The 21,547-nt window shown below is 71.7% G+C and carries 17 protein-coding genes; 5 read left to right on the forward strand and 12 right to left on the reverse strand.

What is annotated here, in order from left to right; all coding sequences use genetic code 11:
- Position 1: 1 nt before the first annotated feature.
- Complete coding sequence (locus AC3IYI_RS32595) at positions 2–2,827, reverse strand: SpoIIE family protein phosphatase (protein WP_489407041.1); 2,826 nt, start codon at positions 2,825–2,827, stop codon at positions 2–4.
- Positions 2,824–3,828, reverse strand: coding sequence for a GlxA family transcriptional regulator (locus AC3IYI_RS32600; RefSeq protein ID WP_489407042.1), 1,005 nt, complete (start codon positions 3,826–3,828; stop codon positions 2,824–2,826). Before AC3IYI_RS32600 ends, AC3IYI_RS32595 begins: the two co-directional genes overlap by 4 nt.
- 197 nt (positions 3,829–4,025) lie before the next feature.
- Between AC3IYI_RS32600 and AC3IYI_RS32605 the strand changes: the two genes are divergently transcribed.
- A complete protein-coding gene (locus AC3IYI_RS32605) occupies positions 4,026–4,661 on the forward strand; it encodes a cysteine hydrolase family protein (protein WP_489407043.1) in 636 nt (211 codons plus the stop codon).
- 292 nt (positions 4,662–4,953) lie between these two features.
- Here AC3IYI_RS32605 and AC3IYI_RS32610 read toward each other — a convergent pair whose 3' ends face one another.
- Positions 4,954–6,102, reverse strand: a complete 1,149-nt coding sequence (locus AC3IYI_RS32610) for a glycerate kinase (RefSeq protein WP_489407044.1) — start codon at positions 6,100–6,102, stop codon at positions 4,954–4,956.
- Between the two features lie 144 nt (positions 6,103–6,246).
- Between AC3IYI_RS32610 and AC3IYI_RS32615 the strand changes: the two genes are divergently transcribed.
- From AC3IYI_RS32615 to AC3IYI_RS32630, 4 genes are all read left to right on the forward strand, one after another.
- The gene (locus AC3IYI_RS32615; protein ID WP_489407045.1) at positions 6,247–8,019 is read left to right on the forward strand and encodes a BCCT family transporter; all 1,773 of its coding nucleotides are present in this window, start codon (positions 6,247–6,249) and stop codon (positions 8,017–8,019) included.
- A 36-nt stretch (positions 8,020–8,055) separates the two neighbouring features.
- Positions 8,056–8,556, forward strand: a complete 501-nt coding sequence (locus AC3IYI_RS32620; RefSeq protein WP_489407046.1) for an NUDIX domain-containing protein — start codon at positions 8,056–8,058, stop codon at positions 8,554–8,556.
- Between the two features lie 63 nt (positions 8,557–8,619).
- On the forward strand, positions 8,620–9,048 hold the full coding sequence (locus AC3IYI_RS32625) for a hypothetical protein (protein ID WP_489407047.1): 429 nt from the start codon (positions 8,620–8,622) through the stop codon (positions 9,046–9,048).
- A gap of 377 nt (positions 9,049–9,425) precedes the next feature.
- Positions 9,426–10,280, forward strand: a complete 855-nt coding sequence (locus AC3IYI_RS32630) for a dienelactone hydrolase family protein (protein WP_489407048.1) — start codon at positions 9,426–9,428, stop codon at positions 10,278–10,280.
- A 5-nt stretch (positions 10,281–10,285) separates the two neighbouring features.
- Here the strand turns inward: AC3IYI_RS32630 and AC3IYI_RS32635 are convergent, their stop codons facing one another.
- The 9 genes from AC3IYI_RS32635 to ccrA form a co-directional block, all read right to left on the reverse strand.
- Complete coding sequence (locus tag AC3IYI_RS32635) at positions 10,286–10,801, reverse strand: methylated-DNA--[protein]-cysteine S-methyltransferase (protein ID WP_489407049.1); 516 nt, start codon at positions 10,799–10,801, stop codon at positions 10,286–10,288.
- 22 nt (positions 10,802–10,823) lie between these two features.
- Positions 10,824–12,317: an AlkA N-terminal domain-containing protein gene (locus AC3IYI_RS32640; RefSeq protein WP_489407050.1), complete on the reverse strand. Its 1,494-nt coding sequence runs from the start codon at positions 12,315–12,317 to the stop codon at positions 10,824–10,826.
- A 1,078-nt stretch (positions 12,318–13,395) separates the two neighbouring features.
- A complete protein-coding gene (pssA, locus tag AC3IYI_RS32645; RefSeq protein ID WP_243341691.1) occupies positions 13,396–14,217 on the reverse strand; it encodes a CDP-diacylglycerol--serine O-phosphatidyltransferase in 822 nt (273 codons plus the stop codon).
- Between the two features lie 34 nt (positions 14,218–14,251).
- On the reverse strand, positions 14,252–14,908 hold the full coding sequence (locus AC3IYI_RS32650; protein ID WP_489407051.1) for a phosphatidylserine decarboxylase: 657 nt from the start codon (positions 14,906–14,908) through the stop codon (positions 14,252–14,254).
- A 185-nt stretch (positions 14,909–15,093) separates the two neighbouring features.
- Entirely contained in the window at positions 15,094–16,299 is a 1,206-nt protein-coding gene (locus AC3IYI_RS32655; protein ID WP_243341650.1) for an acyl-CoA dehydrogenase family protein, read from the reverse strand.
- A 4-nt stretch (positions 16,300–16,303) separates the two neighbouring features.
- Entirely contained in the window at positions 16,304–16,816 is a 513-nt protein-coding gene (locus AC3IYI_RS32660) for a MaoC family dehydratase (protein WP_053681718.1), read from the reverse strand.
- 4 nt (positions 16,817–16,820) lie between these two features.
- Positions 16,821–17,795, reverse strand: coding sequence for an HpcH/HpaI aldolase/citrate lyase family protein (locus AC3IYI_RS32665; RefSeq protein ID WP_266903377.1), 975 nt, complete (start codon positions 17,793–17,795; stop codon positions 16,821–16,823).
- Positions 17,792–19,888 carry a protein meaA gene (locus AC3IYI_RS32670; RefSeq protein ID WP_489407052.1) on the reverse strand — a complete coding sequence of 699 codons (2,097 nt, stop codon included), beginning with the start codon at positions 19,886–19,888 and terminating at the stop codon, positions 17,792–17,794. The genes AC3IYI_RS32665 and AC3IYI_RS32670 overlap by 4 nt, the downstream gene beginning before the upstream one ends.
- 31 nt (positions 19,889–19,919) lie before the next feature.
- Positions 19,920–21,257, reverse strand: a complete 1,338-nt coding sequence (ccrA, locus tag AC3IYI_RS32675; protein ID WP_489407053.1) for a crotonyl-CoA carboxylase/reductase — start codon at positions 21,255–21,257, stop codon at positions 19,920–19,922.
- Positions 21,258–21,547 lie beyond the last annotated feature (290 nt).

The raw sequence follows: 21,547 nt of genomic DNA on the forward strand, positions 1-21,547 counted from the left end.
GCTACCAGGCCAGGTCCTCCAGGGCATCCAGGTCCACGACGGCCGGGGGCGCCGGCTCCGGCGCGCCCGTCAGGGGGAGTTCCGCCCAGATCACCTTGCCGCGGTCCGTGTAGCGGGTGCCCCAGCGCTCCGCGTACTGGGCCACGAGGAACAGGCCGCGCCCGCCCTCGTCGGTCGTGGCCGCGTAGCGCAGATGCGGTGAGGTGCTGCTGCCGTCGGAGACCTCGCAGATCAGGGTGCGGTCGCGGAGCAGCCGGACCCGGATCGGCGGGGTCCCGTAGCGGATGGCGTTGGTGATCAGCTCGCTGAGGATGAGCTCGGCGGTGAAGGTGACGTCCCCCAGGCCCCACGCGGTGAGCTGCGCGGAACCCGCGCGGCGGACCCGGGACACGTCCGAGGGGTCCGGGAGCACCTCCCACTCCGCGATCTGCTCGGCCGGGAGCCGCCGGGTGTCGGCGATGAGCAGGGCGATGTCATCGCTCGGCGCCGGGAACAGCAGTGAGGCCAGTACGTCGGAACAGGCCTGGTCGGGGCTGCGGCCCGGCCGGGACAGGGCCTCGGTCAGCAGCGCGAGACCGGTGTCGAAGTCCCGGTCGCGGTCCTCCAGCAGCCCGTCGGTGAACAGCACGAGCCGGCTCGCCTCCGGCAGCTGCAGCTCCACCGCCTCGAAGGGCATCCCGCCGACGCCGAGCGGCAGACCGATCGGCAGCTCGGGGTACTCCACCTCGCCGTCGGGCCCGACCAGCGCCGGGCCGGGGTGGCCGGCGCTGGCCATGGCGCAGTGGCCGGACACCGGGTCGTACACGGCGTAGAGGCAGGTGGCGCCGGTGACGCCGGAGGACTCGCCCTCCCCGGAGCCCTCGTCGGCCGAGGACTCGTCCTGGTCGATCCGGTCGATCAGCTCGTCGAGGTGGCCCAGCAGCTCGTCGGGCGGCATGTCGAGCGTGGAGAAGTTGTGCACCGCGGTCCTCAGCCGCCCCATGGTGGCGGCGGCGTGCACCCCGTGCCCCACCACGTCGCCGACGACCAGCGCGACCCGGGCCCCGGCCAGCGGGATCACGTCGAACCAGTCCCCGCCGACCCCCGCCTTCGCGGGCAGGTACCGGAAGGCGACGTCCACGGCGCTCACATCGGGCAGCACCCGCGGCAGCAGGCTGCGCTGGAGGGTCACCGCCACCGCGTGCTCGCGCGTGAAGCGCCGGGCGTTGTCGATGGAGACCGCGGCCCGCGCCGCCAGCTCCTCGGCGAAGGACAGGTCCTCCTCGTCGAAGGCCTCGGGGGTGTCGGCCCGCCAGAAGTTGGCCATGCCGAGGACCACCCCGCGGGCCTGGAGCGGTACGGAGATCAGCGAGTGCAGCCCGTAGTCCAGGGCCAACCGGGTGCCGTCGTGGTCCTGGGCCCGCCAGCCGAAGGCGCAGTTCAGATCGGCCGCGAGGACCGCCCGCCCGGCCTCCAGGGCCGCCGACATCGGCGCGGTCGGCACCACGAAGCGGATGACGTCGCCCACCGGCTGCAGCGGGGAATCGACGCGGATCCCGCTGATGGCGGCCCGGCGCATCTCGGTGTGCGCCCCGCCGCCGGGCTCCTCGCCGCGCAGCACAGGCTCCAGCAGCTCGACCGTGACGAAGTCCGCGAACCGCGGGACCGCGACCTCGGAGAGCTCCTCGGCGGTGCGCACCACGTCCAGGGTGGTCCCGATGCGCACGCCGGCGTCGTAGAGCAGCTGGAGGCGGTCGCGGGCGACCGCGGCCCGGCCGGAGAGCGCGGCGAGCTCGGTGGAGTCGCGCAGGGTGGTCACCGTGCCGGACGGGCGGCCCCCGTGGGGCTTGGTCGGGCGTACGTTCACGGCGAGGAGCCGGTCGCCCGCCCGGTGCACCTCGTCGGTGGCGGCCCGCCCGGAGGCCAGCAGCGCGGCCGTGGGCGGATCGAGGCCGAGCTCGCCCACGTGCCGCAGCTCCGCGTCGGCGGGCAGGTCCAGGAGGCGGCGGGCCTCGTCGTTGGCCAGCAGCAGCCGGCCTTCGGCGTCGATGATCAGGACGCCCTCGCGGACGGCGTGCAGAACCGCTTCGTGGTGTTCGTTCATCCGGGTCATCTCGGCCTCGCCGAGGCCCCGGGTCTGACGCCGCAGCCGGCGGCTGACGAGGGCCGCGCCGCCGGTGCCGAGGAGCAGGGCGCCGGTGGCCGCGCCGAGGAGCAGGGGCAGCTGGCCCTCGACCCCGTCGCCGACGTTCTCGACCTCGATGCCGGTGGCGACCAGGCCGACCACCGCCCCCGCGGAGTCCCGTACGGGGGCCACGGCGCGGACCACGTCGCTCGGCTGGCCCTCGAACGTCTCGGTGAAGGCCTGTCCGGCGGCGGCGCGCGAGAGGTCGCCGGTGGCGCGCCGGCCGATCAGCTCGGGGCGGGAGTCGGTGTACCGGACCCCGTCGGTGGTCATGACGGCGATGAAATCGACGCCCGAGGCCCGGCGGGCGCCCTCGGCCAGCGGCTGGAGCACGGCGGTGGGATCGGGGGACCCCAGGGCCGCCGGGAGTCCGGGGGCGTGCGCGAAGGCCTCGGCGGCGGCGAGGGAGCGGTTGCGGGCGTCGCGCTGGCTGTCGTACCGGGCCTGGAAGAACAGGGCCGTGGCGGCGGCCGTGATCAGCACCAGCACGAGGACGGCCTGGAGGGCGAAGACCTGGCCGGCGACGCTGCGGGCGCCGAGCGAGAGGTGCGCGAACAGCCGGGAGCGTCCGGGCCCGGTTCCGGGTGGGGACCCGTCTCCGGGCGGGGGCCTGTCCTCGGGCGCTCCTTCAGAGCCCCTGGCTAGGCCAAAACGTCCGGTCATGAGCCATTTCTAACACTGTCGACGGGGTTTGGGGGAGGTCCCGGGCGTCCTGGTGCGGTAGCGGCCGCACGGTAGGCCCGGGGGCTCGTGCCGACGTACGAGGTGAAGTGCTGGCGGAAGGTGACCTCGCTGGCGAATCCAGCCCTCCGGGCCACCTCGGTGACCGGATGATCGGTGCGCTCCAGCAGTTTGCGGGCTTCGTCCAGACGGTGGCCCAGGAGCCATTTGTGCGGGGTGGTGCCGGTGGCGGCGGCGAAGTGCCGGGCGAAGGAACGCGGCGACATCCCGGCCCACCGGGCCAGGGTGGCCACGTCCAGCGCCTCGTGCAGCCGCCCGAGCGCCCGCTCCCGTACGAGGGCCAGCGCCTCGGCGGTCCGGTCGGCGAGCGGGGTCGGGCGGTCCAGGTACTGGGCGTGCTCGCCGGTCCGGAAGGGGCCGGTCACCATCGAACGCGCGATGGCGGCGGCCGCCTCGGAGCCGTGGGCCTCGCGGACCAGGTGCAGGCAGAGGTCGATGCCGGAGGCGACCCCGGCGGAGGTCCACAGCCCTTCGTCCCCGACGTAGAGCGGGGCCTCCTCGACGCGCACGGCGGGATACCGGCCGGCCAGCGCCGGGGCCAGTGACCAGTGGGTCACGGCCCGGCGGCCCGCCAGCAGCCCGGCCTCGGCGAGGATGAAGGCGCCGGCGCACAGGGCGGCCACCGGGATGCCCCGGGCATGGACGTCCCGCAGGGCGGCGAGGACCGGCTCGGGCGTCCGGTCACCGGGCCGCTCCAGCGCGGGGACCACGACGAGGTCGGCGCCGGGGAGCCAGTCGAGCCCGCGGTCGGGGGCCAGGGACAGCCCGCCGGGGAGCGGGATCGGGCCGGCGTCGAGGGCGCACCGTCGCAGCTCGAAGGCCGGTACCCCGAGATGGCCGCGGTCGGGCCCCCAGACCTCGGTGATGACGGCCAGGTCGAAAGCGCGGATGCCGGGCTGGGCGACGATCGCGACGCGGTGCATGGCCGTGAGTCTGCCACGGAGGCCCGGCCGAAGGGGAGGGGCGAGCCCCCGGCAGATGGCGCCGGGAGGGCCCCGACCTGCGGCGGAGCCGGACTCCGGACCGCGACGGGGCCGCGGCTGCCACGGTGGCAGGATCCCATCGGTTCGTGGGCCGGGAGGTACTGGTCCGAGGGCGAGGGGGCGCCCAGGATGAAGCCATGACGAACGAGACCGAGACCACGATGACGACCACGACCACGACCGGCATCGAGGTCGCCGCCAACAGCGGCCTTCTGGTCATCGACGTCCAACAGGGCTTCGACGAAACCGACTTCTGGGGGCCGCGCAACAACCCGGCCGCCGAGGGGAACATCGCCGCACTGATGGACGCCTGGCAGGAGACGGGCCGCCCGGTCGTGCTCGTGCAGCACGCTTCCCGCACCGCAGGCTCGGTCCTCGCGCCGGACCAGCCCGGGTACGCCTTCAAGGACTTCGTCGCCGAGCGGGCCGGCGGGGCCGCCCTGCACGTCACCAAGTCCGTGAACTCCTCCTTCTGCGGCGCCCCGGACCTCGCCGACTGGCTCACCGCCCAGGGCATCGGACAGCTCGTCGTCGCCGGCATCCAGACGAACATGTGCGTCGAGACCACGGCCCGGATGGCCGGGAACCTGGGCTACGAGGTCCTCGTGCCGCTCGACGCCACGCACACCTTCGACCTGGCCGCCGGACCCGGCCCGGACGCACCCCGCCTGACGGCCGACCAGCTCGCCACCGCCACCGCGGTCAACCTCCAGGGCGGCGACTTCGCCCGGATCGTCACCACCACCCAACTCCTCGCGGCGGTCAAGGCGTAGCGCACTTCCGGACCGGGCACTGCAATTCCAGCCCGTCCGGCGTTGAGTCTTTCAAGCCGTCCGGCGTTTGAGGACCGGGGTCTGGGGCGGAGCCCCAGGGGGGGTCCGGGCGCAGCCCGGCTGGGGGTCCCCCCGGACGGAGTCTGGGGGATGGTGGAAGGGCGGGCGGGTTGGGGACATCCCCCCGGGCCTCGGCCGAGCCGGCCAGTCGGGGCGAGGCCGGGCCCCGCACACGCCGGCGGCCCGGACCCCCCGAAGGGGATCCGGGCCGCCGGACGGGGCGGACGCCTCGTCAGAGGACGTCGGCCGCGATGTTCTCCGCCACCCGCTCCAGCAGCGGCCCCGCGTTCGGGATGCTGACCGCGGGGTCGGGCTCGAGGTCCGTGAGCGGGTAGGCCCGCTGGATCCCGGCCGCCTGAAGGGCCTCCTGCGAGAGCAGCAGACGGCCGCAGACCGCGACGACCGGCTTGCCCGCCGCACGGGCCGCCGCCGCGACACCGGCCGGAGCCTTGCCGTGGAGGGTCTGTTCGTCCAGCGAACCCTCACCGGTGATGACCAGCGTGGCCCGCTCCAGCGCCGGCGCGAAGCCGAGCACCTCGAGCATCAGCTCGATGCCGGGACGGAACGAGGCGCCGAGCAGCAGCGCCCCGTAGCCGATGCCGCCCGCTCCGCCCGCGCCGGGCGAAAGGGCCGCCTCGGCGGCCAGGGAGCCGATCGACTTCTCCAGGACCACCGCGAAGTGCGCCAGCGCCGCGTCCAGCGTCGCCACGTCCTCGGGCGACGCCCCCTTCTGCGGGCCGTAGACCGCCGGAGCGCCCTTCGGACCCGTCAGCGGGTTGTCCACGTCGCTCGCCAGGACGAAGTCGATCTGCTTGATGCGGGGGTCGACGCCCGACAGGTCGGCCGAGGCCAGCCCGGCCAGCGCGCCGCCGCCCGGACCGACGGGTTCACCGTTCGCATCCAGGAACACCGCGCCCAGCGCGGCCAGCATGCCCGCGCCGCCGTCGGTGGTGGCGCTGCCGCCCACACCGAAGACGATCGAGCGCGCTCCCGCGTCGAGTGCGGCCTTCAGCAGTTCGCCGGAGCCGTAGGTGGTCGCCGTCAGCGGGGCGAAGACACCCGCCGGCAGCAGCTGGAGCCCGGAGGCCTCTGCCATCTCGACCACCGCGGTGCCCTCGCGCAGGGCGAAAGCGGCCGTGACCTGGTCACCGAGCGGTCCGGTGACCCGTACCTCCCGGCGTTCGAAACCGGCCGCCACAGCGGCCGCGACCGTACCGTCGCCGCCGTCCGCGACGGGGAGGGTCTCGATCTCCACGCCCGGTACGGCCTTGCGAAGGCCGGCCGTCACCCGCTCCGCGACCTGAACGGCCGTGAGCGAGCCCTTGAATTTGTCCGCGGCGATGAGCACGCGCGCGGTCTCAGTTACTGCTCCGTCCGTCACCTTGCTAATCCCTTGCTATCGAACAGTGCAGTCGCGCCGTCCATGAGCCTATCCGGAGGATCCTCCTATGCCCATGCGTGGCCTGGGCCACACCCGGCGCGGCATGCCCCTAAATACGGATATACGCCTGCATAGTGTGGCCGCATGAGCACGGATTCACTGGAACAGCCACGTCCGGATTCCCCAGGTGGCGGGTCGGCGGGCCCCGTCGACGGCGCCGGCGGCGCCGACGGCACGCCCGACCGTACGGTCGTCATCATCGGAGTGATCTCGGTCCTGGCCGTGGTCGCCTGGGCGGCCCTCGGGAAGAGTTCCTTCGACTCGGCGTCGAGCAGCGCGCTGGCCTGGGTGCTGAGCAACTTCGCGTGGCTCTTCGTGATCGCCGCCGATGTGTTCCTCGTCATGTGCGTCGTGCTCGCGATCAGCCGCTTCGGCCGGATCCGCCTCGGCAAGGACGACTCGGAGCCCGAGTTCACCAACCTCGCGTGGATCGCGATGATGTTCAGCGCGGGCATGGGAATCGGGCTCATGTTCTACGGGGTGGGCGAGCCGCTCACCCACTACCTGAACCCGCCCCCGGCCTCCGGCGCGGCCCCCGGCACCGGCGACGCCGCCCGCGCCTCGCTCGACTACTCCTTCTTCCACTGGACCCTCACCCCCTGGGCGATCTACGGCATCGCCGGCCTCGCCCTCGCCTACGCGACCTTCCGCAAGGGCCGCGGCAACCGCCTCAGCTCCGCCTTCGTCCCCCTCATGGGCGAGGAGCGGGCCAACGGCCGGCCCGGCAAGGCCATCGACCTGCTCGCCGTCTTCGCGACCGTCTTCGGCACCGCCACCAGCCTCGGCCTCGGCGCCCTCCAGGTCGCCAAGGGGCTCAACATCACGACGGGGATCGAGGACTCGACCACGGTCGAGCTGATCATCATCGGATCCCTGTCCGCCGCCTTCGTGCTCTCCGCCTTCTCCGGCCTGCACAAGGGCGTCAAATGGCTCAGCACGATCAACATCGTGCTCGCCGCGGCCCTGATGACCTTCGTCTTCGTGCTCGGCCCGACCGTCTACATCCTCGACGTGATCCCGGCGAGCGTCGGCAGCTACCTGCACGAACTGCTCCCGATGGCCACCCGCACGGGCGCCTTCACCGACAGCGAGTGGCTCGGCGCGTGGACGATCTTCTACTGGGCTTGGTGGCTCTCCTGGGCGCCCTTCGTCGGCACCTTCATCGCCCGCATCTCGCGCGGCCGCACCATCCGCGAGTTCCTCGTCGGCGTGCTCCTGGTGCCCAGCGGCGCCACCGTCGTCTGGTTCTGCGTCATGGGCGGCACCGCGATCCGCCTCGACTCCACCGGCGTCGCCGACATGGCCGCCAAGGCCAAGGAGGGCACCGAGGCCTCGCTCTTCGCGATGCTCGACGCGCTCCCGCTCGGCACGCTCACCTCGTGGATCGCGATGCTCCTGGTGATGACGTACTTCGTCACCAGCGCCGACTCCGCCTCCCTCGTCATGGGCTCGCTCACCAGCCGCGGCTCCCTGCACCCGCCGACCTGGCTCGTGGTCACCTGGGGCGTGCTGATGGCCTCAGTGGCCGCCGTACTCCTCGTCGCGGGCGGCCTGAAGTCCCTCCAGACGGCCACCATCCTGGTCGCTCTGCCGTTCGTGGTCGTGATGCTGCTCCTGTGCTGGGCCCTGGTGAAGGAGCTGCGGGAGGACCCCGGCGCGGGCCCTGTCCGCCACCACGCCCTGCACGGACTGCGGGACGCGGTCAAGGCCATGGTCGGCGACGCCATCACCGAACAGGGCCCGGCCCGCCACCCCCGCCTGCGCCGCGTCGCGGAGTCGAGGAACCGCGACCGGGAGGACGGCACCGGCGGCGCCGCCGGCAGTGGAAGCGGCCGAGGGTCCACCCCGGAAGCGTGATCACCGCGGCCCGGGGCGGCTGGGTAGGGTGGCGGCGTGACCACCACGGATGACTTCGCCACCTACATCGCGAGCCTGCCCCGGGTGCTGGCCGGCGCGGCCGCGCTCTTCCGGGACGAACAGGGGCGGGTGCTCCTCGTCGAGCCCAACTACCGGGAGGGCTGGGCCCTGCCGGGCGGCACCATCGAGTCGGACACGGGGGAGTCCCCGCGTACGGCCGCCCGCCGGGAGAGCGCCGAGGAGATCGGCATCGACGTACCGCTCGGCCGGCTGCTCGCCGTCGACTGGTCGCTCGGCGCGGGCCGGCCCCCGCTCGTCGCCTACCTCTACGACGGCGGCGTGCTCGATGCCGCTCAGCTCGCCTCCATCAAGCTCCAGGAGGAGGAGCTGATCTCGTGGCGCCTGGTGGACCCGGCCGAGCTGACGGACCATCTGCTCGGATCCCTGGGCCTGCGCACCGTGGAGGCATGCCGGGTCCTGGGGACCGGCGAGGGCACCGTGGAGCTGGAGAACGGGCGCCGGCCGCAGGCCTCGTAGCCCTTTCCGCGGCCCTTCCGCTCGTTATTCCGTGCCTACACCGAGCAGGACAGAATTCAGCAGATGATCACGATGTACGCCTGGCCCAGTACCGCCGACGGGCCCGACGCCCTGCCCATGGTCCACTTCACCACCGACCAGCAGGAGAGCGGCGAGGTCACCCCCGACGGGGTGCCGGTCTGGATGTTCGACAGCGCGATCCGTGACGGCGGCTGGGCCCAGTTCACCGACTTCGAGGCCTGGTCCGTGCCGGCCGAGGGCTGGCAGGCCTTCTACCGCCGCGAGGACGACGTCCTCGCCGTCACCGGCCCCGGCTCCTGCGAGGGCTGGTACCAGGGCGGCCTCGGCGCCGACGCCGAATGGGTGGGGGCGGCCGCCGCCCAGCAGAGCGTGGTCCTGCTCGCGGCCCCCGTCCAGCACCCGTCGCTGTACGGATACGCGGTCGAGGCCGGCGCGGCCTTCGCGCTGCTGGTCCCGCTGGTGATCATCTAGGCCGTCTCGTTCGGATCTTGCCTGGCCGTACGGCCTACTGCTGCAGCGGCAGCGGCAGCGGCAGCGGCAGCGGCAGCGGCAGCGGCAGCAGCAGCGGCCGCCGGTCCGCCAGCAGCGCCAGCCCCCCCTCCTCAGGCGGCGGAAGTACGTGGCACGGCTGACGTGCACCTCGCGGGCGGCCTGGTGGTGGGTACGCGGCCGGCCGCTCAGGCAGTAGGCGGGCAGGAAGGAAGCGGATGCGCGGTCCCGGTGCCCGCTGGTTACTCCGGGGTAGGCCTGCCCCGTCCGGGTGTTGTACGGTCCCTCCCGTCAGCGGAAGGGTGGTGCCGTGCGTCGTCCCTCGCGTGCGCCACGGTCGATGAGTGAGGCGGTCGTCCATGGCGGACCATGACCTGTCGGGCTTCGAGCGCGACGCGTTCACCCACGGGGGCATCACCCGTCCCGTCCTGCGCCGCGGCAGCGGGCCCGCGGTGATCGTGATCGCGGAGATTCCCGGGATCACCCCGAAGGTGCTGGAGTTCGCCGAGCGGGTGGCCGTGCTGGGCTGCACCGCCGTGCTCCCGGTGCTGTTCGGCACGCCCGGCCGCGACCCCCACCCCACGGCCCACGGCCTGTTGCGGGGCGCGCTGTACACCGCGTCCACCTGCTGGAACGTGTGCGTGAGCCGGGAGTTCACCGTTCTGGCGACCGGCCGGAGTTCGCCCGTCGTGAGCTGGCTGCGCGCGCTGTCCGCGTACGAACACCAGCGCTGCGGCGGCCCGGGCGTGGGCGCCGTCGGCATGTGCCTGACCGGCGGCTTCGCCCTCGCCATGGCCGTCGACGAGCACCTCCTCGTGCCCGTCCTGTCGCAGCCGTCCCTCCCCCTGGGCATCACCGCCCGCCGACGGGACGGCATCGACATCTCCCCCGAGGACCTCGCCACCGTCCGGGGACGCTGCGAGCGCGAGGGCCTGCAGGTGCTGGGGCTGCGCTTCAAGAGCGACCGGCTCACGCCCGACGCCCGCTTCGCGTTCCTGCGCCGCGAGCTCGGTGACGCCTTCGTCGCCGTCGAGCTGGAGGACGACGACGCCAACCCCGAAGCCGTGCTGCCACCGCACTCCGTGCTCACCGAGCACCTCGTCGACCAGCCCGGGCAGGCCACCCGCGCGGCGCTGGACCAGGTGCTCGGCCTCTTGCGGACCCGCCTGCTCCCGGAGACGGCCCAGGCGGCCCAGACGACCCAGACGATCTAGACGACTTAGAGCTGCTCGGCCCCGGACTCGAAGGCCAGCAGGCGGACCTTGCGGTCGATGCCGCCGCCGTAGCCTGTCATGGAGCCGGACGCCCCGATGACGCGGTGGCACGGCACGATGATGCCGACCGGGTTCTTCCCGTTGGCCAGCCCCACCGCGCGCGAGGCGTTGGGCTTGCCGAGCTTGGCGGCCAGCTCCCCGTAGGACCAGGTCTGCCCGTAGGGGATCCGTACGAGCTGCTCCCACACGCTGCGCTGGAACTCGGTGCCCTCCAGCCGGACCGGCAGGTCGAACGCGGTGAGCTCCCCGGCGAAGTACGCGGTCAGCTGCCGCACCACCTCCGGGAAGGGGTCCTCACCGGCCGCGACGCGCTCCCCGAAGGCCTCCTCGGCCGGACGGTGGCGCTGCCCGGTCATGTAGAGGCCGCACAGGACGCCGTCGGCGGCGACGAGGGTGAGCGGCCCGTAGGGGCTGTCCACGACGGTGTGCTGCTTGGTGGTGGTGCTCGTGCTGCTGCTCATGGTGGTTCGTGCTCCTCGGAGGTCAGACGGGCAGGACGTTGATCGCGTGGTCCTCGGTGGCCCACAGGTACTGCACGGCGTACGCGCGCCAGGGCCGCCACCGCGCCGCGCGGGCCGTCAGCGCCGCGGGCGTGGAGGGCAGGCCGAGGCCTTTCGCGGCCCGCCGGATCCCGAGGTCGGCCGGGATGAAGGCGTCGGGGTCGCCCAGGGCCCGCATCGCGATGATCTCGGTGGTCCACGGCCCGAAGCCGGGCAGCGCCCCCAGCCGTGCGCGGGCCGCCTCCCAGTCGCTGTCGATGCCGAGCGGGAGCGAGCCGTCGGCCAGGGCCGAGACGAGCGTGGTGAAGGTGGTCCGCCGGCTGCGCGGCAGGGCCAGGGACTCCGGGTCCAGCCCGGCCAGGGCCTGCGGGGTCGGGAACAGGTGCGTCAGCCCGCCCTCCGGGTCGGGGTCGGCGACCGGCTCGCCGAGGGCGCGTACCAGGCGGGCCGCGTGCGTACGGGCCGCCGCGGTGGACACCTGCTGCCCCAGGACCGCCCGTACGGCGAACTCCTCCGCGTCGACGGTACGGGGCACCCGGCGGCCGGGGGACTTGGCCACGAGCGGGGCCAGCAGCGGGTCGGCGCGCAGCTGCTCGTCGACGGCCTCGGGGTCCGCGTCGAGGTCCAGGAGTCGCCGGCACCGGCTGATGGCGATGGTGAGGTCGCGCAGGTCGGTGAGGGCGAGCCGGCAGCCGATGTGGTCGGGCTGCGGGGTGAGGGCGACGACCCCGGTGCCGTACGGGAGCCGCAGCGTGCGGCGGTAGGCGCCCGCCCGCCACTCCTCGACCCCGGGGACGGCGGTCGCGGCGAGGTGGCCGAAGAGGTTGTCGGGGGTGAGCGGGGCGCGGAAGGGGAGCCGCAGGCTGATGGTGCCGGGCACCTGGGCGGACCCGGCCCCCAGGACGGCCCCCCGGCCGGCCGCCTTGGCCCGCAGCTCGCTCGGGGCCAGGGCGAAGACCTCGCGGACGGTGTCGTTGAAGGTCCGGATGGAGGAGAACCCGGCGGCGAAGGCGATGTCGCCCATCGGGAGGGCGGAGGTCTCGATCAGCAGCCGGGCGGTCTGCGCGCGCTGGGCCCGGGCCAGGGCGAGGGGTCCGGCGCCGAGCTCGGCATTCAGCTGGCGCTCCACCTGGCGGGAGGAGTACCCCAGCCGGGTGGCCAGCCCCGGGACGCCCTCGCGGTCGACCACCCCGTCCTGGATGAGGCGCATGGCGCGGGCGACGGCGTCGGCGCGGGCGTTCCACTCGGGGGACCCGGGGGAGGTGTCGGGCCGGCACCGCTTGCAGGCCCGGTACCCGCCCTGCTGGCAGGCGGCGGCGCTGGGCAGGAAGGTCATGTTCTCGACCTTGGGCGGTACGGCGGGGCAGCTGGGACGGCAGTAGATGCCGGTGGTCCTCACGGCGGTGAAGAACCAGCCGTCGAAGCGGGCGTCCTTCGACTGGACGGCCCGCACGCAACGCTCGGTGTCGGTGTACATGGCTCCCATCCTCCCGGCAGGCCGGGCCCCGGGCTGGCGGTTTTCCGACACCAAGCCTATGCGCGCAGCTCTGGTCCGGGCGCCGGATCACCGCTGCGCGGGGCTGTCCGCCTCCGCCGCAGCCCGCCCCCGGCCGCGCCGCTACGCGGGGCGAAGCCCCCGCAGCACCCCTTGCCGCTGCGTGGGGCAAAGTCTCGGCAGCACCCCTTGCCGCTGCGTGGGGCAAGGTCTCGGCAGCACCCCTTGCCGCTGCGTGGGGCAAAGTCTCGGCAGCACCCCTTGCCGCTGCGTGGGGCAAAGTCTCGGCAGCACCCCTTGCCGCTACGCGGGGCGAAGCCCCCGCAGCACCCCTTGCCGCTTACGCGGGGCGACGTCAGCGCAGCGACCCTTGCCGTTGCGCGGGGCGGAGTCCCCTACCCGCCCTTCGCCCGTTCCCCGGGGCTGTGCCCCGGACCCCCTGGGGCTCCGTCCCAGACCCCGCGCCTCAAACGCCGGCGAGGCTGGATTTCGCTCGGCGTGGGCTGGATTGCCCGTAGGGCAATTCCAGCCCCTCCGAGGCAATTTCAGCCCCTCCGGCGTTTGAGGCGCGGGGGTCCGGGGGCTGGCCCCCGGGGTACGGCGCCGCACGCGGCAGGGGTCCGGGCGGAGCCCGGGGAACGGTGGAAGGGCGGGTAGGGGACCCAGCCCCCCACCGCAGTGGCACAGGCGGCCCGACTGGAGCTCCAGAGCCCGCGCAGGTGTGCAGGCGGCCCCGCGCAGCGGTGCCGGCGCCCTGCCGCGGGCATGCGGAGGAGCCCCAGGCGTGCCGAGACCCCCCGGGCAAGCGGAAGGGCCCAGGCCATGCCCCCCGGGCATGCGGAAGGGCCCAGGCCCTGCGGAGCCCCCCGGGTATGCGGAAGGGCCCAGGCCATGCCCCCCGGGCATGCGGAAGGGCCCAGGCCCTGCGGAGCCCCCCCCCGGGTATGCGGAAGGGCCCCGGCCCTGCAGAGCCCCCCAGGCATGCGGAGCCCCCGGGCATGCAGAAGGGCCCCCGGTTGCCTCGTGGCGGTCGGGGGCCCTTGTGTGCGTGCGGCGGGGGTTACGGGGCCTGGGTGGCCCTTGCCTCGCGGCGGTTGTGGCGGAACGTGTTCGCGCGACGGGTCGTCGCGAACAGCGGGATGGTCGCCGCCAGAGCGATCTGCAGCGCGCAGCCGGTCTGGAGCAGCAGCCCGCCGCCCGGCGCGTCGAACGCCCACGCGGCCAGCAGGCCCATCGCCGCGACGATCCAGCTCAGCATCGCCACCGCGAGGACACCCCGCGGCTTGGGGTACTCGACCCGGCTCACCATCAGCCAGGCCACGCCGACGATCGCCAGCAGGGTCGGGATGAACGGCAGCTCCAGCAGCACGATGGAGACGACCGTCAGCGCACCGAAGGGGCTCGGCATGCCCTGGAACATGCCGTCCTTCATCGCCACGCAGCTGAATCTCGCGAGGCGCAGGACGACGGCCAGCAGGACGACGATCGCCGCCAGCGCCGACATCTTCTGCACCGCGTCATCGGCGACCATGCCGTAGACGAGCACGAAGTACGCCGGAGCCAGGCCGAAGCTGATCAGGTCGGACAGGTTGTCCAGCTCCGCGCCCATCGGCGAGCTGCGCAGCTTGCGCGCAACGATGCCGTCGAAGAGGTCGAAGACCGCGGCGAGCAGCATCAGTATCACGGCCGTGGCCGCGCTGCTGCGGGCCATGCCCGACTCGCCGCTGCCGGTGAGGTGCGGGATGAGGATTCCGGTGGTGGTGAAGTACACCGCCATGAATCCGCACGTCGCGTTACCGAGGGTGAGGGTGTCCGCTATCGACAGCCGCAGTGACAGCGGCATGTCGTCCTCGGCGGACTCCTCCTCGGACGCCTCGGGCACCCATCCGGTCGCCGGCGTCGCCGGGGTTTCAGGTTCAGTCACGGTCAATTCGGGTCACCCCCGCGGTGGTGGCCTGTCCGACCTCGACCGCGACCTCGACGCCCTCGGGGAGGTAGATGTCGACGCGCGAGCCGAAGCGGATCAGTCCGATGCGTTCGCCCTGCTCCACCTTGGTGCCGGCCGGCAGGTACGGGACGATGCGACGGGCGACGGCGCCGGCGATCTGCACCATCTCGATGTCGCCGAGCTCGGTGTCGAAGTGCCAGACGACGCGCTCGTTGTTCTCGCTCTCCTTGTTGAACGCCGGAACGAATCCGCCGGGAACGTGCTCCACGGACGTCACCGTGCCCGAGAGGGGCGCACGGTTGACGTGGACGTTCAGAGGGCTCATGAAGATCGCGACGCGGGTCCGCCCGTCCTTCCACGGCATGATGCTCTGCACCACACCGTCGGCGGGGGAGATGACCCGACCCTGCGTGATCTCACGCTCGGGGTCGCGGAAGAACCACAGCATGCCCGCCGCGAGCGCGGTGGTGGGCACGGCCACTGCCGCCCAGCGTCCGGACTTGCGGGCCCGGACGAGGCTGATGGCGGCGGTGGCGACGGTCGGCAGAAGCCACGGCGATGCTCCGCGCGCGAGGCGTCCACCGAGGAGGCCGACGCGAGGTGCAGAGGTTTGGCTGTGGGGCATGGATGACCTTCGTAGCGGGTGATGCCGCGCCGCAAACGGGGGGACGGGACGGCGGCTTTACTGGAATGCTATCGGTTGCACGCAACAACTGGGCAAGCCAGAAGCCGAGTCGATGACCGTGAGCCAGTGACTGCTAGTGACTCTTTCGCGGGAAACCACTGGATGATTTACCGCAAAAGGGACTTTCAGCCCTGGAGCCGGTACTCCTCGAGCAGGCGTCGCCCGATGATCATTTTCTGGATCTCGGCGGTACCTTCACCGATCAGCAGCATGGGTGCCTCTCGGTAGAGGCGCTCGATCTCGTACTCCTTCGAGAAGCCGTAGCCACCGTGGATACGGAACGCGTCCTCCACCACCTCCTTGCAGTACTCGGAGGCGAGGTACTTCGCCATCCCTGCTTCGAGGTCGTTTCGTTCCCCGGAGTCCTTTTTGCGTGCTGCATTGACCATCATCGCATGGGCGGCTTCGACCTTGGTAGCCATCTCGGCCAGCTTGAACTGGATCGCCTGGTGCTCGGCGATGGCCTTGCCGAAAGTGTGACGTTGCTGGGCGTACGAGACACCCAGCTCGAACGCACGCTGTGCGACGCCGCAACCACGGGCCGCCACGTTGACGCGGCCGACCTCGACCCCGTCCATCATTTGGTAAAACCCTCGGCCGGTCTCCCCGCCCAGGACCCGATTGGCCGGAATGCGCAGTCCGTCCATGATGAGCTCGGTCGTGTCGACGCCCTTGTAGCCCATCTTGTCGATCTTGCCCGGGATGGTCAGGCCGGGCCGGACCTCACCGAAGCCGGCCTCCTTCTCCACGAGGAAGGTCGTCATCGACTTGTGGGGGGCGGTGCCCTCCGGGTGTCCTTCGTCACTGCGCACCAGAACGGCCACCAGCGTGGACGTGCCGCCGTTCGTCAGCCACATCTTCTGGCCGTTCAGGACGTACTCGTCGCCGTCCTTCACCGCCTTGGAGGTGATGGCCGACACATCGGAGCCGAGCCCCGGCTCGGACATCGAGAACGCGCCGCGCACCTCGCCCAGCGCCATCCGCGGAAGGAAGTACTCCTTCTGCTCCTGGGTGCCGTGCTGCTTGAGCATGTACGCCACGATGAAGTGGGTGTTGATGATGCCCGAGACGGACATCCAGCCGCGCGCGATCTCCTCGACGCACAGCGCGTAGGTGAGGAGCGACTCACCCAGGCCGCCGTACTCCTCCGGGATCATCAGGCCGAAGAGCCCGAGCTCCTTGAGGCCGTCGACGATCGCTTGCGGGTACTCGTCCCGGTGCTCCAGCTCGGTCGCGACCGGGATGATCTCCTTGTCGACGAACTCCCGGACGGTCTTGAGGATGTCCCTCTGGTCGTCCGTCAGGCCGGCGGTCTGGGCAAGTCGGCTCATGGTTCTACTTCCCCTGTTCCTTCAGCGTGGGGCGGCCGGGCTGCTCGCCGCCGCGCTCCTTGATGTACGTCTCGGTCGGGACCATCACCTTGCGCCGGAAGACGCAGACGAGGGTGCCGTCCTGCTTGTAGCCCTTGGTCTCCACGTAGACGATGCCGCGGTCGTTCTTCGACTTCGACGGGGTCTTGTCGAGGACCGTGGTCTCGCCGTAGATCGTGTCGCCGTGGAAGGTCGGCGCCACGTGGCGCAGCGACTCGATCTCCAGGTTGGCGATCGCCTTGCCGGAGACGTCCGGCACGGACATGCCCAGCAGCAGGGAGTAGATGTAGTTGCCCACGACGACGTTCTTGCCGAAGTCGGTCGTGTTCTCCGCGTAGTTGCTGTCCATGTGGAGCGGGTGGTGGTTCATGGTCAGCAGGCAGAAGAGGTGGTCGTCGTACTCGGTGACCGTCTTTCCGGGCCAGTGCTTGTAGACCGCGCCGATCTCGAACTCTTCGTAGGTGCGTCCGAACTGCATGGTGCTACGCCTCCGGGATTTCGAACTTGGTGGTGCGCTGCATGCCGGCGGCGCGGCCCTTGCCGGAGATGACCAGGGCCATCTTGCGGCTGGCCTCGTCGATCATCTCGTCGCCGAGCATCGCCGAGCCCTTCTTGCCGCCCGCTTCGGAGGTGCACCAGTCGTACGCGTCGAGGATCAGCTCGGCGTGGTCGTAGTCCTCCTGGGAGGGGGAGAAGACCTCGTTGGCCGCGTCGACCTGGCCGGGGTGCAGCACCCACTTGCCGTCGAAGCCCAGGGCCGCCGCGCGCCCGGCGACCTCGCGGTAGCCGTCGACGTTCTTGATCTGGAGGAAGGGGCCGTCGATCGCCTGGAGGTCGTGCATGCGGGCCGCCATCAGGATCCGCATCAGGATGTAGTGGTAGGCGTCCGCGCCGTAGCCGGGCGGCTGCATGCCCACGACCAGGGACTTCATGTTGATGGAGGCCATGAAGTCGGCCGGCCCGAAGATGATGGTCTCCAGCCGCGGCGAGGCGGCGGCGATCGCGTCGACGTTCACCAGGCCCTTGGCGTTCTCGATCTGCGCCTCGATGCCGATCTTGCCGACCTCGAAGCCCATCGTCTTCTCGATCTGCGTCAGCAGGAGGTCGAGCGCCACGACCTGCTGGGCGTCCTGGACCTTCGGCAGCATGATGCAGTCGAGGTTCTGTCCGGCGCCCTCGACGACCGTGATGACGTCGCGGTACGTCCAGTGCGTGGTCCAGTCGTTGACGCGGACCACGCGGGTCTTGCCGGTCCAGTCGCCGTTGTTCAGCGCGTCCACGATGGTGTGGCGGGCGCCTTCCTTGGCGAGCGGGGCGCAGGCGTCCTCCAGGTCCAGGAAGACCTGGTCGGCCGGCAGGCCCTGGGCCTTCTCCAGGAACCGGGGGTTGGAACCCGGCACCGCCAGGCAGGAGCGGCGCGGCCGCAGCCGGTTGACCGGGGAAGAGGGCGTGGTCATGCGGGGACCTCCGTGCTTGCGGTGATGTCTGTGAGAGCGGTGTCGTCGGCGTCGCCGAGCGGGTGGAGCTTGTTGGCCTTGCGGATCTCGTCGACGATACGGCCGATGATCTCCGTGATGCCGAAGTCCTTTGGGGTGAAGACCGCCGCCACCCCGGCCTCCTTGAGCGCCACGGCGTCGGCATTCGGAATGATGCCGCCGAGTACGACGGGGATGTCACCCGCCCCCGCCGCGCGCAGCCGTTCCAGAACGTCCGGGACGAGCGCGCTGTGGGAGCCGGACAGGATGGACAGTCCCACGCAGTGCACGTCCTCGGCCAGGGCCGCCGAGGAAATCTCCTCGGGAGTCAGCCGGATGCCCTGGTAGACCACCTCGAAGCCGGCGTCGCGGGCCCGTACGGCGATCTGCTCGGCGCCGTTGGAGTGCCCGTCCAGGCCGGGCTTGCCGACCAGCAGGCGCAGCCGGCCGGAGCCGAGGTCCTCGGCGGTACGGGAGACCTTCGCGCGGACGAGGGCCATGGGGGTCCCCTCCTCGGCGGTCACGGCCACCGGGGCCGAGGAGACTCCGGTCGGTGCCCGGAACTCGCCGAACACCTCGCGCAGCGCGCTCGACCACTCGCCGGTGGTGACACCGGCGCGGGCGCACTCCAGGGTGGCCTCCATCAGGTTCTCGTCCCCGGCGGCGGCCTCCTTCAGCCGGTCCAGGGCCTGCATGACCGTGGGGAAGACGAACGGGTCGCCGCCGCCCTGCCGGTCCGAGGACTCCTGGCGCTCGGCCTTCCAGAGGCCGATGCGCTCGACGGTCTGCGCCTCCAGGGCGCCGTCCACCGTCATGATGGCGCCGTCCAGGTCGGCGGTGAGCGGGTTCTCCTCGGTCTGCTGGAAGCAGTTGACGCCGACGATCTTGTCCTGGCCGTCCTCGATCCGGGCGCGCCGCGCGGCGTGCGAGGAGACCAGCTCGCCCTTGAGGTACCCGGACTCGACGGCCGCCATCGCGCCGCCCATCTCCTGGATCCGGTCGATCTCGGCCAGGCACTCGGCCACCAGGGATTCGACCTTGGCCTCGATCACGTGCGAGCCGGCGAAGATGTCCTCGTACTCCAGCAGGTCGCTCTCGTGGGCCAGGACCTGCTGGATGCGCAGCGACCACTGCTGGTCCCAGGGCCGGGGCAGGCCCAGCGCCTCGTTCCAGGCCGGCAGCTGCACGGCGCGGGCGCGGGCGTCCTTGGAGAGGGTGACGGCGAGCATCTCCAGCACGATCCGCTGGACGTTGTTCTCCGGCTGCGCCTCGGTCAGGCCCAGGGAGTTGACCTGGACGCCGTAGCGGAAGCGGCGCTGCTTGTCGTTCTCGATGCCGTAGCGCTCGCGGGTGACCTGGTCCCAGATGCGGCCGAAGGCGCGCATCTTGCACATCTCCTCGATGAAGCGGACGCCCGCGTTCACGAAGAAGGAGATCCGGGCGACGACCTCGCCGAACCGCTCCGGCGGGACCTGGCCCGAGTCGCGCACCGAGTCCAGGACCGCGATGGCCGTGGACATCGCGTACGAGATCTCCTGGACGGGGGTGGCTCCGGCCTCCTGCAGGTGGTAGCTGCAGATGTTGATCGGGTTCCACTTCGGGATGTGGTTGACCGTGTACGCGATCATGTCCGTCGTCAGGCGGAGCGAGGGCCCGGGCGGGAAGACGTGCGTCCCGCGCGAGAGGTACTCCTTGACGATGTCGTTCTGGGTGGTGCCCTGGAGCTGGGCGATGTCCGCGCCCTGCTCCTCGGCGGCCACCTGGTAGAGCGCCAGCAGCCACATGGCGGTGGCGTTGATCGTCATCGAGGTGTTCATCTGCTCCAGGGGGATGTCCTGGAACAGCCGCCGCATGTCGCCCAGGTGGGAGACGGGGACCCCGACCCGGCCGACCTCGCCGCGGGCGAGGATGTGGTCGGGGTCGTAGCCGGTCTGCGTCGGCAGGTCGAACGCGACCGACAGGCCGGTCTGGCCCTTGGCGAGGTTGCGGCGGTACAGCTCGTTGGACGCCTCGGCCGTGGAGTGGCCGGCGTACGTCCGCATGAGCCACGGACGGTCCTTCTGGCGCTCTGTCATCTCAGGCTGTCCCTTTGGCCTTTGAACGGTCTCAGACGTTGCGGAAGCGGTTGATCGCGTCGAGGTGCGTCGCGCGCATCTCGTGGTCCTTGACGCCGAGGCCTTCCTCGGGGGCCAGGCAGAGCACGCCGACCTTGCCCTGGTGGAGGTTGCGGTGGACGTCGTAGGCGGCCTGGCCGGTCTCCTCCAGGGAGTAGACCCGTGACAGGGTGGGGTGGATCTTGCCCTTGGCGACCAGGCGGTTGGCCTCCCAGGCCTCGCGGTAGTTCGCGAAGTGCGAGCCGACGATCTTCTTCAGGGACATCCACAGGTACCGGTTGTCGTACTCGTGGTTGTAGCCCGAGGTCGAGGCGCAGGTGACGATCGTGCCGCCCTTGCGGGTGACGTAGACCGAGGCGCCGAAGGTCTCGCGGCCCGGGTGCTCGAAGACGATGTCCACGTCCTCCCCGCCGGTGAGCTCGCGGATGCGCTTGCCGAGGCGCTTCCACTCCTTCGGGTCCTGGGTGTGCTCGTCCTTCCAGAACTTGTAGCCCTCGGCGTTGCGGTCGATGACCGCGGTGGCGCCCATCGCCCGGCAGATGTCGGCCTTCTCCGGGGAGGAGACCACGCAGATCGGGTTGGCGCCGCCGGCCAGCGCGAACTGGGTGGCGTACGAGCCGAGCCCGCCGCTGGCGCCCCAGATCAGGACGTTGTCGCCCTGCTTCATGCCGGCGCCGTTGCGGGAGACCAGCTGGCGGTACGCGGTGGAGTTGACCAGGCCGGGGGAGGCGGCCTCCTCCCAGCTGAGGTGGTCGGGCTTGGGCATCAGCTGGTTCGACTTGACGAGTGCGATCTCCGCCAGGCCGCCGAAGTTGGTCTCGAAGCCCCAGATGCGCTGCTCGGGGTCGAGCATCGTGTCGTTGTGGCCGTCGGAGGACTCCAGCTCGACCGAGAGGCAGTGCGCGACGACCTCGTCGCCGGGCTTCCAGGCGTTCACGCCGGGGCCGGTGCGCAGGACGACGCCCGCGAGGTCCGAGCCGATGATGTGGTACGGCAGGTCGTGGCGCTTGGTGAGCTCCGAGAGGCGCCCGTAGCGCTCCAGGAAGCTGAAGGTGGACACCGGCTCGAAGATCGAGGTCCACACGGAGTTGTAGTTGACCGAGGACGCCATGACGGCGACCAGCGCCTCGCCCGGGCCCAGCTCGGGGAGCGGGACCTCGTCGAGGTGCAGGGACTTGCGGGGGTCCTTCTCACGGGTGGTGAGCCCGGCGAACATCTCCGTCTCGTCCTTGTGCACGGTGATCGCGCGGTACGAGTCGGGGAGCGGCAGGGCCGCGAAGTCGGCGGCCGTCGCGGCCTGCGACTGGATCGCGTCCAGGATGTCCTTCACGGTGTTGCCTCCGGCCGTGCGCTGATGAGGGTGCGCTGAGGGAAACGGGGTGCGGTGAGCTGCTGTGCGGCGAAGCGGTGGGGTGGTGCTGCGTGGGGCGCCGTCGATTCGGCTGGGGTGGAGCTGCGCGTTGCCTGTGGTGGGGCGGTGCGGGGGCCTGGTGACGCAGGCATCCGGGGCGCGTTCCGTGCCGAGTGGGCTGGACCGCGGGGACATCCGGACGAGATTCAACGTATGGCACCCCGTGTCACTCAGCAAGGCACCGCGTGCCAAAACTTTCTCTCATTTGC

The organism is Streptomyces sp. GL_148, assembly GCF_057834205.1.

Coding starts and splice junctions, on each gene's coding strand:
- AC3IYI_RS32605 (WP_489407043.1), top strand. CDS start 4,026: ATGACGAACGAGACCGAGACCACGATGACGACCACGACCACGACCGGC.
- AC3IYI_RS32640 (WP_489407050.1), bottom strand. CDS start 12,317: ATGTACACCGACACCGAGCGTTGCGTGCGGGCCGTCCAGTCGAAGGAC.
- AC3IYI_RS32615 (WP_489407045.1), top strand. CDS start 6,247: ATGAGCACGGATTCACTGGAACAGCCACGTCCGGATTCCCCAGGTGGC.
- AC3IYI_RS32650 (WP_489407051.1), bottom strand. CDS start 14,908: ATGCCCCACAGCCAAACCTCTGCACCTCGCGTCGGCCTCCTCGGTGGA.
- AC3IYI_RS32670 (WP_489407052.1), bottom strand. CDS start 19,888: ATGACAGAGCGCCAGAAGGACCGTCCGTGGCTCATGCGGACGTACGCC.
- AC3IYI_RS32660 (WP_053681718.1), bottom strand. CDS start 16,816: ATGCAGTTCGGACGCACCTACGAAGAGTTCGAGATCGGCGCGGTCTAC.
- AC3IYI_RS32600 (WP_489407042.1), bottom strand. CDS start 3,828: ATGCACCGCGTCGCGATCGTCGCCCAGCCCGGCATCCGCGCTTTCGAC.
- AC3IYI_RS32595 (WP_489407041.1), bottom strand. CDS start 2,827: ATGACCGGACGTTTTGGCCTAGCCAGGGGCTCTGAAGGAGCGCCCGAG.
- AC3IYI_RS32625 (WP_489407047.1), top strand. CDS start 8,620: ATGATCACGATGTACGCCTGGCCCAGTACCGCCGACGGGCCCGACGCC.
- AC3IYI_RS32635 (WP_489407049.1), bottom strand. CDS start 10,801: ATGAGCAGCAGCACGAGCACCACCACCAAGCAGCACACCGTCGTGGAC.
- AC3IYI_RS32655 (WP_243341650.1), bottom strand. CDS start 16,299: ATGAGCCGACTTGCCCAGACCGCCGGCCTGACGGACGACCAGAGGGAC.
- AC3IYI_RS32630 (WP_489407048.1), top strand. CDS start 9,426: ATGGCGGACCATGACCTGTCGGGCTTCGAGCGCGACGCGTTCACCCAC.
- AC3IYI_RS32665 (WP_266903377.1), bottom strand. CDS start 17,795: ATGACCACGCCCTCTTCCCCGGTCAACCGGCTGCGGCCGCGCCGCTCC.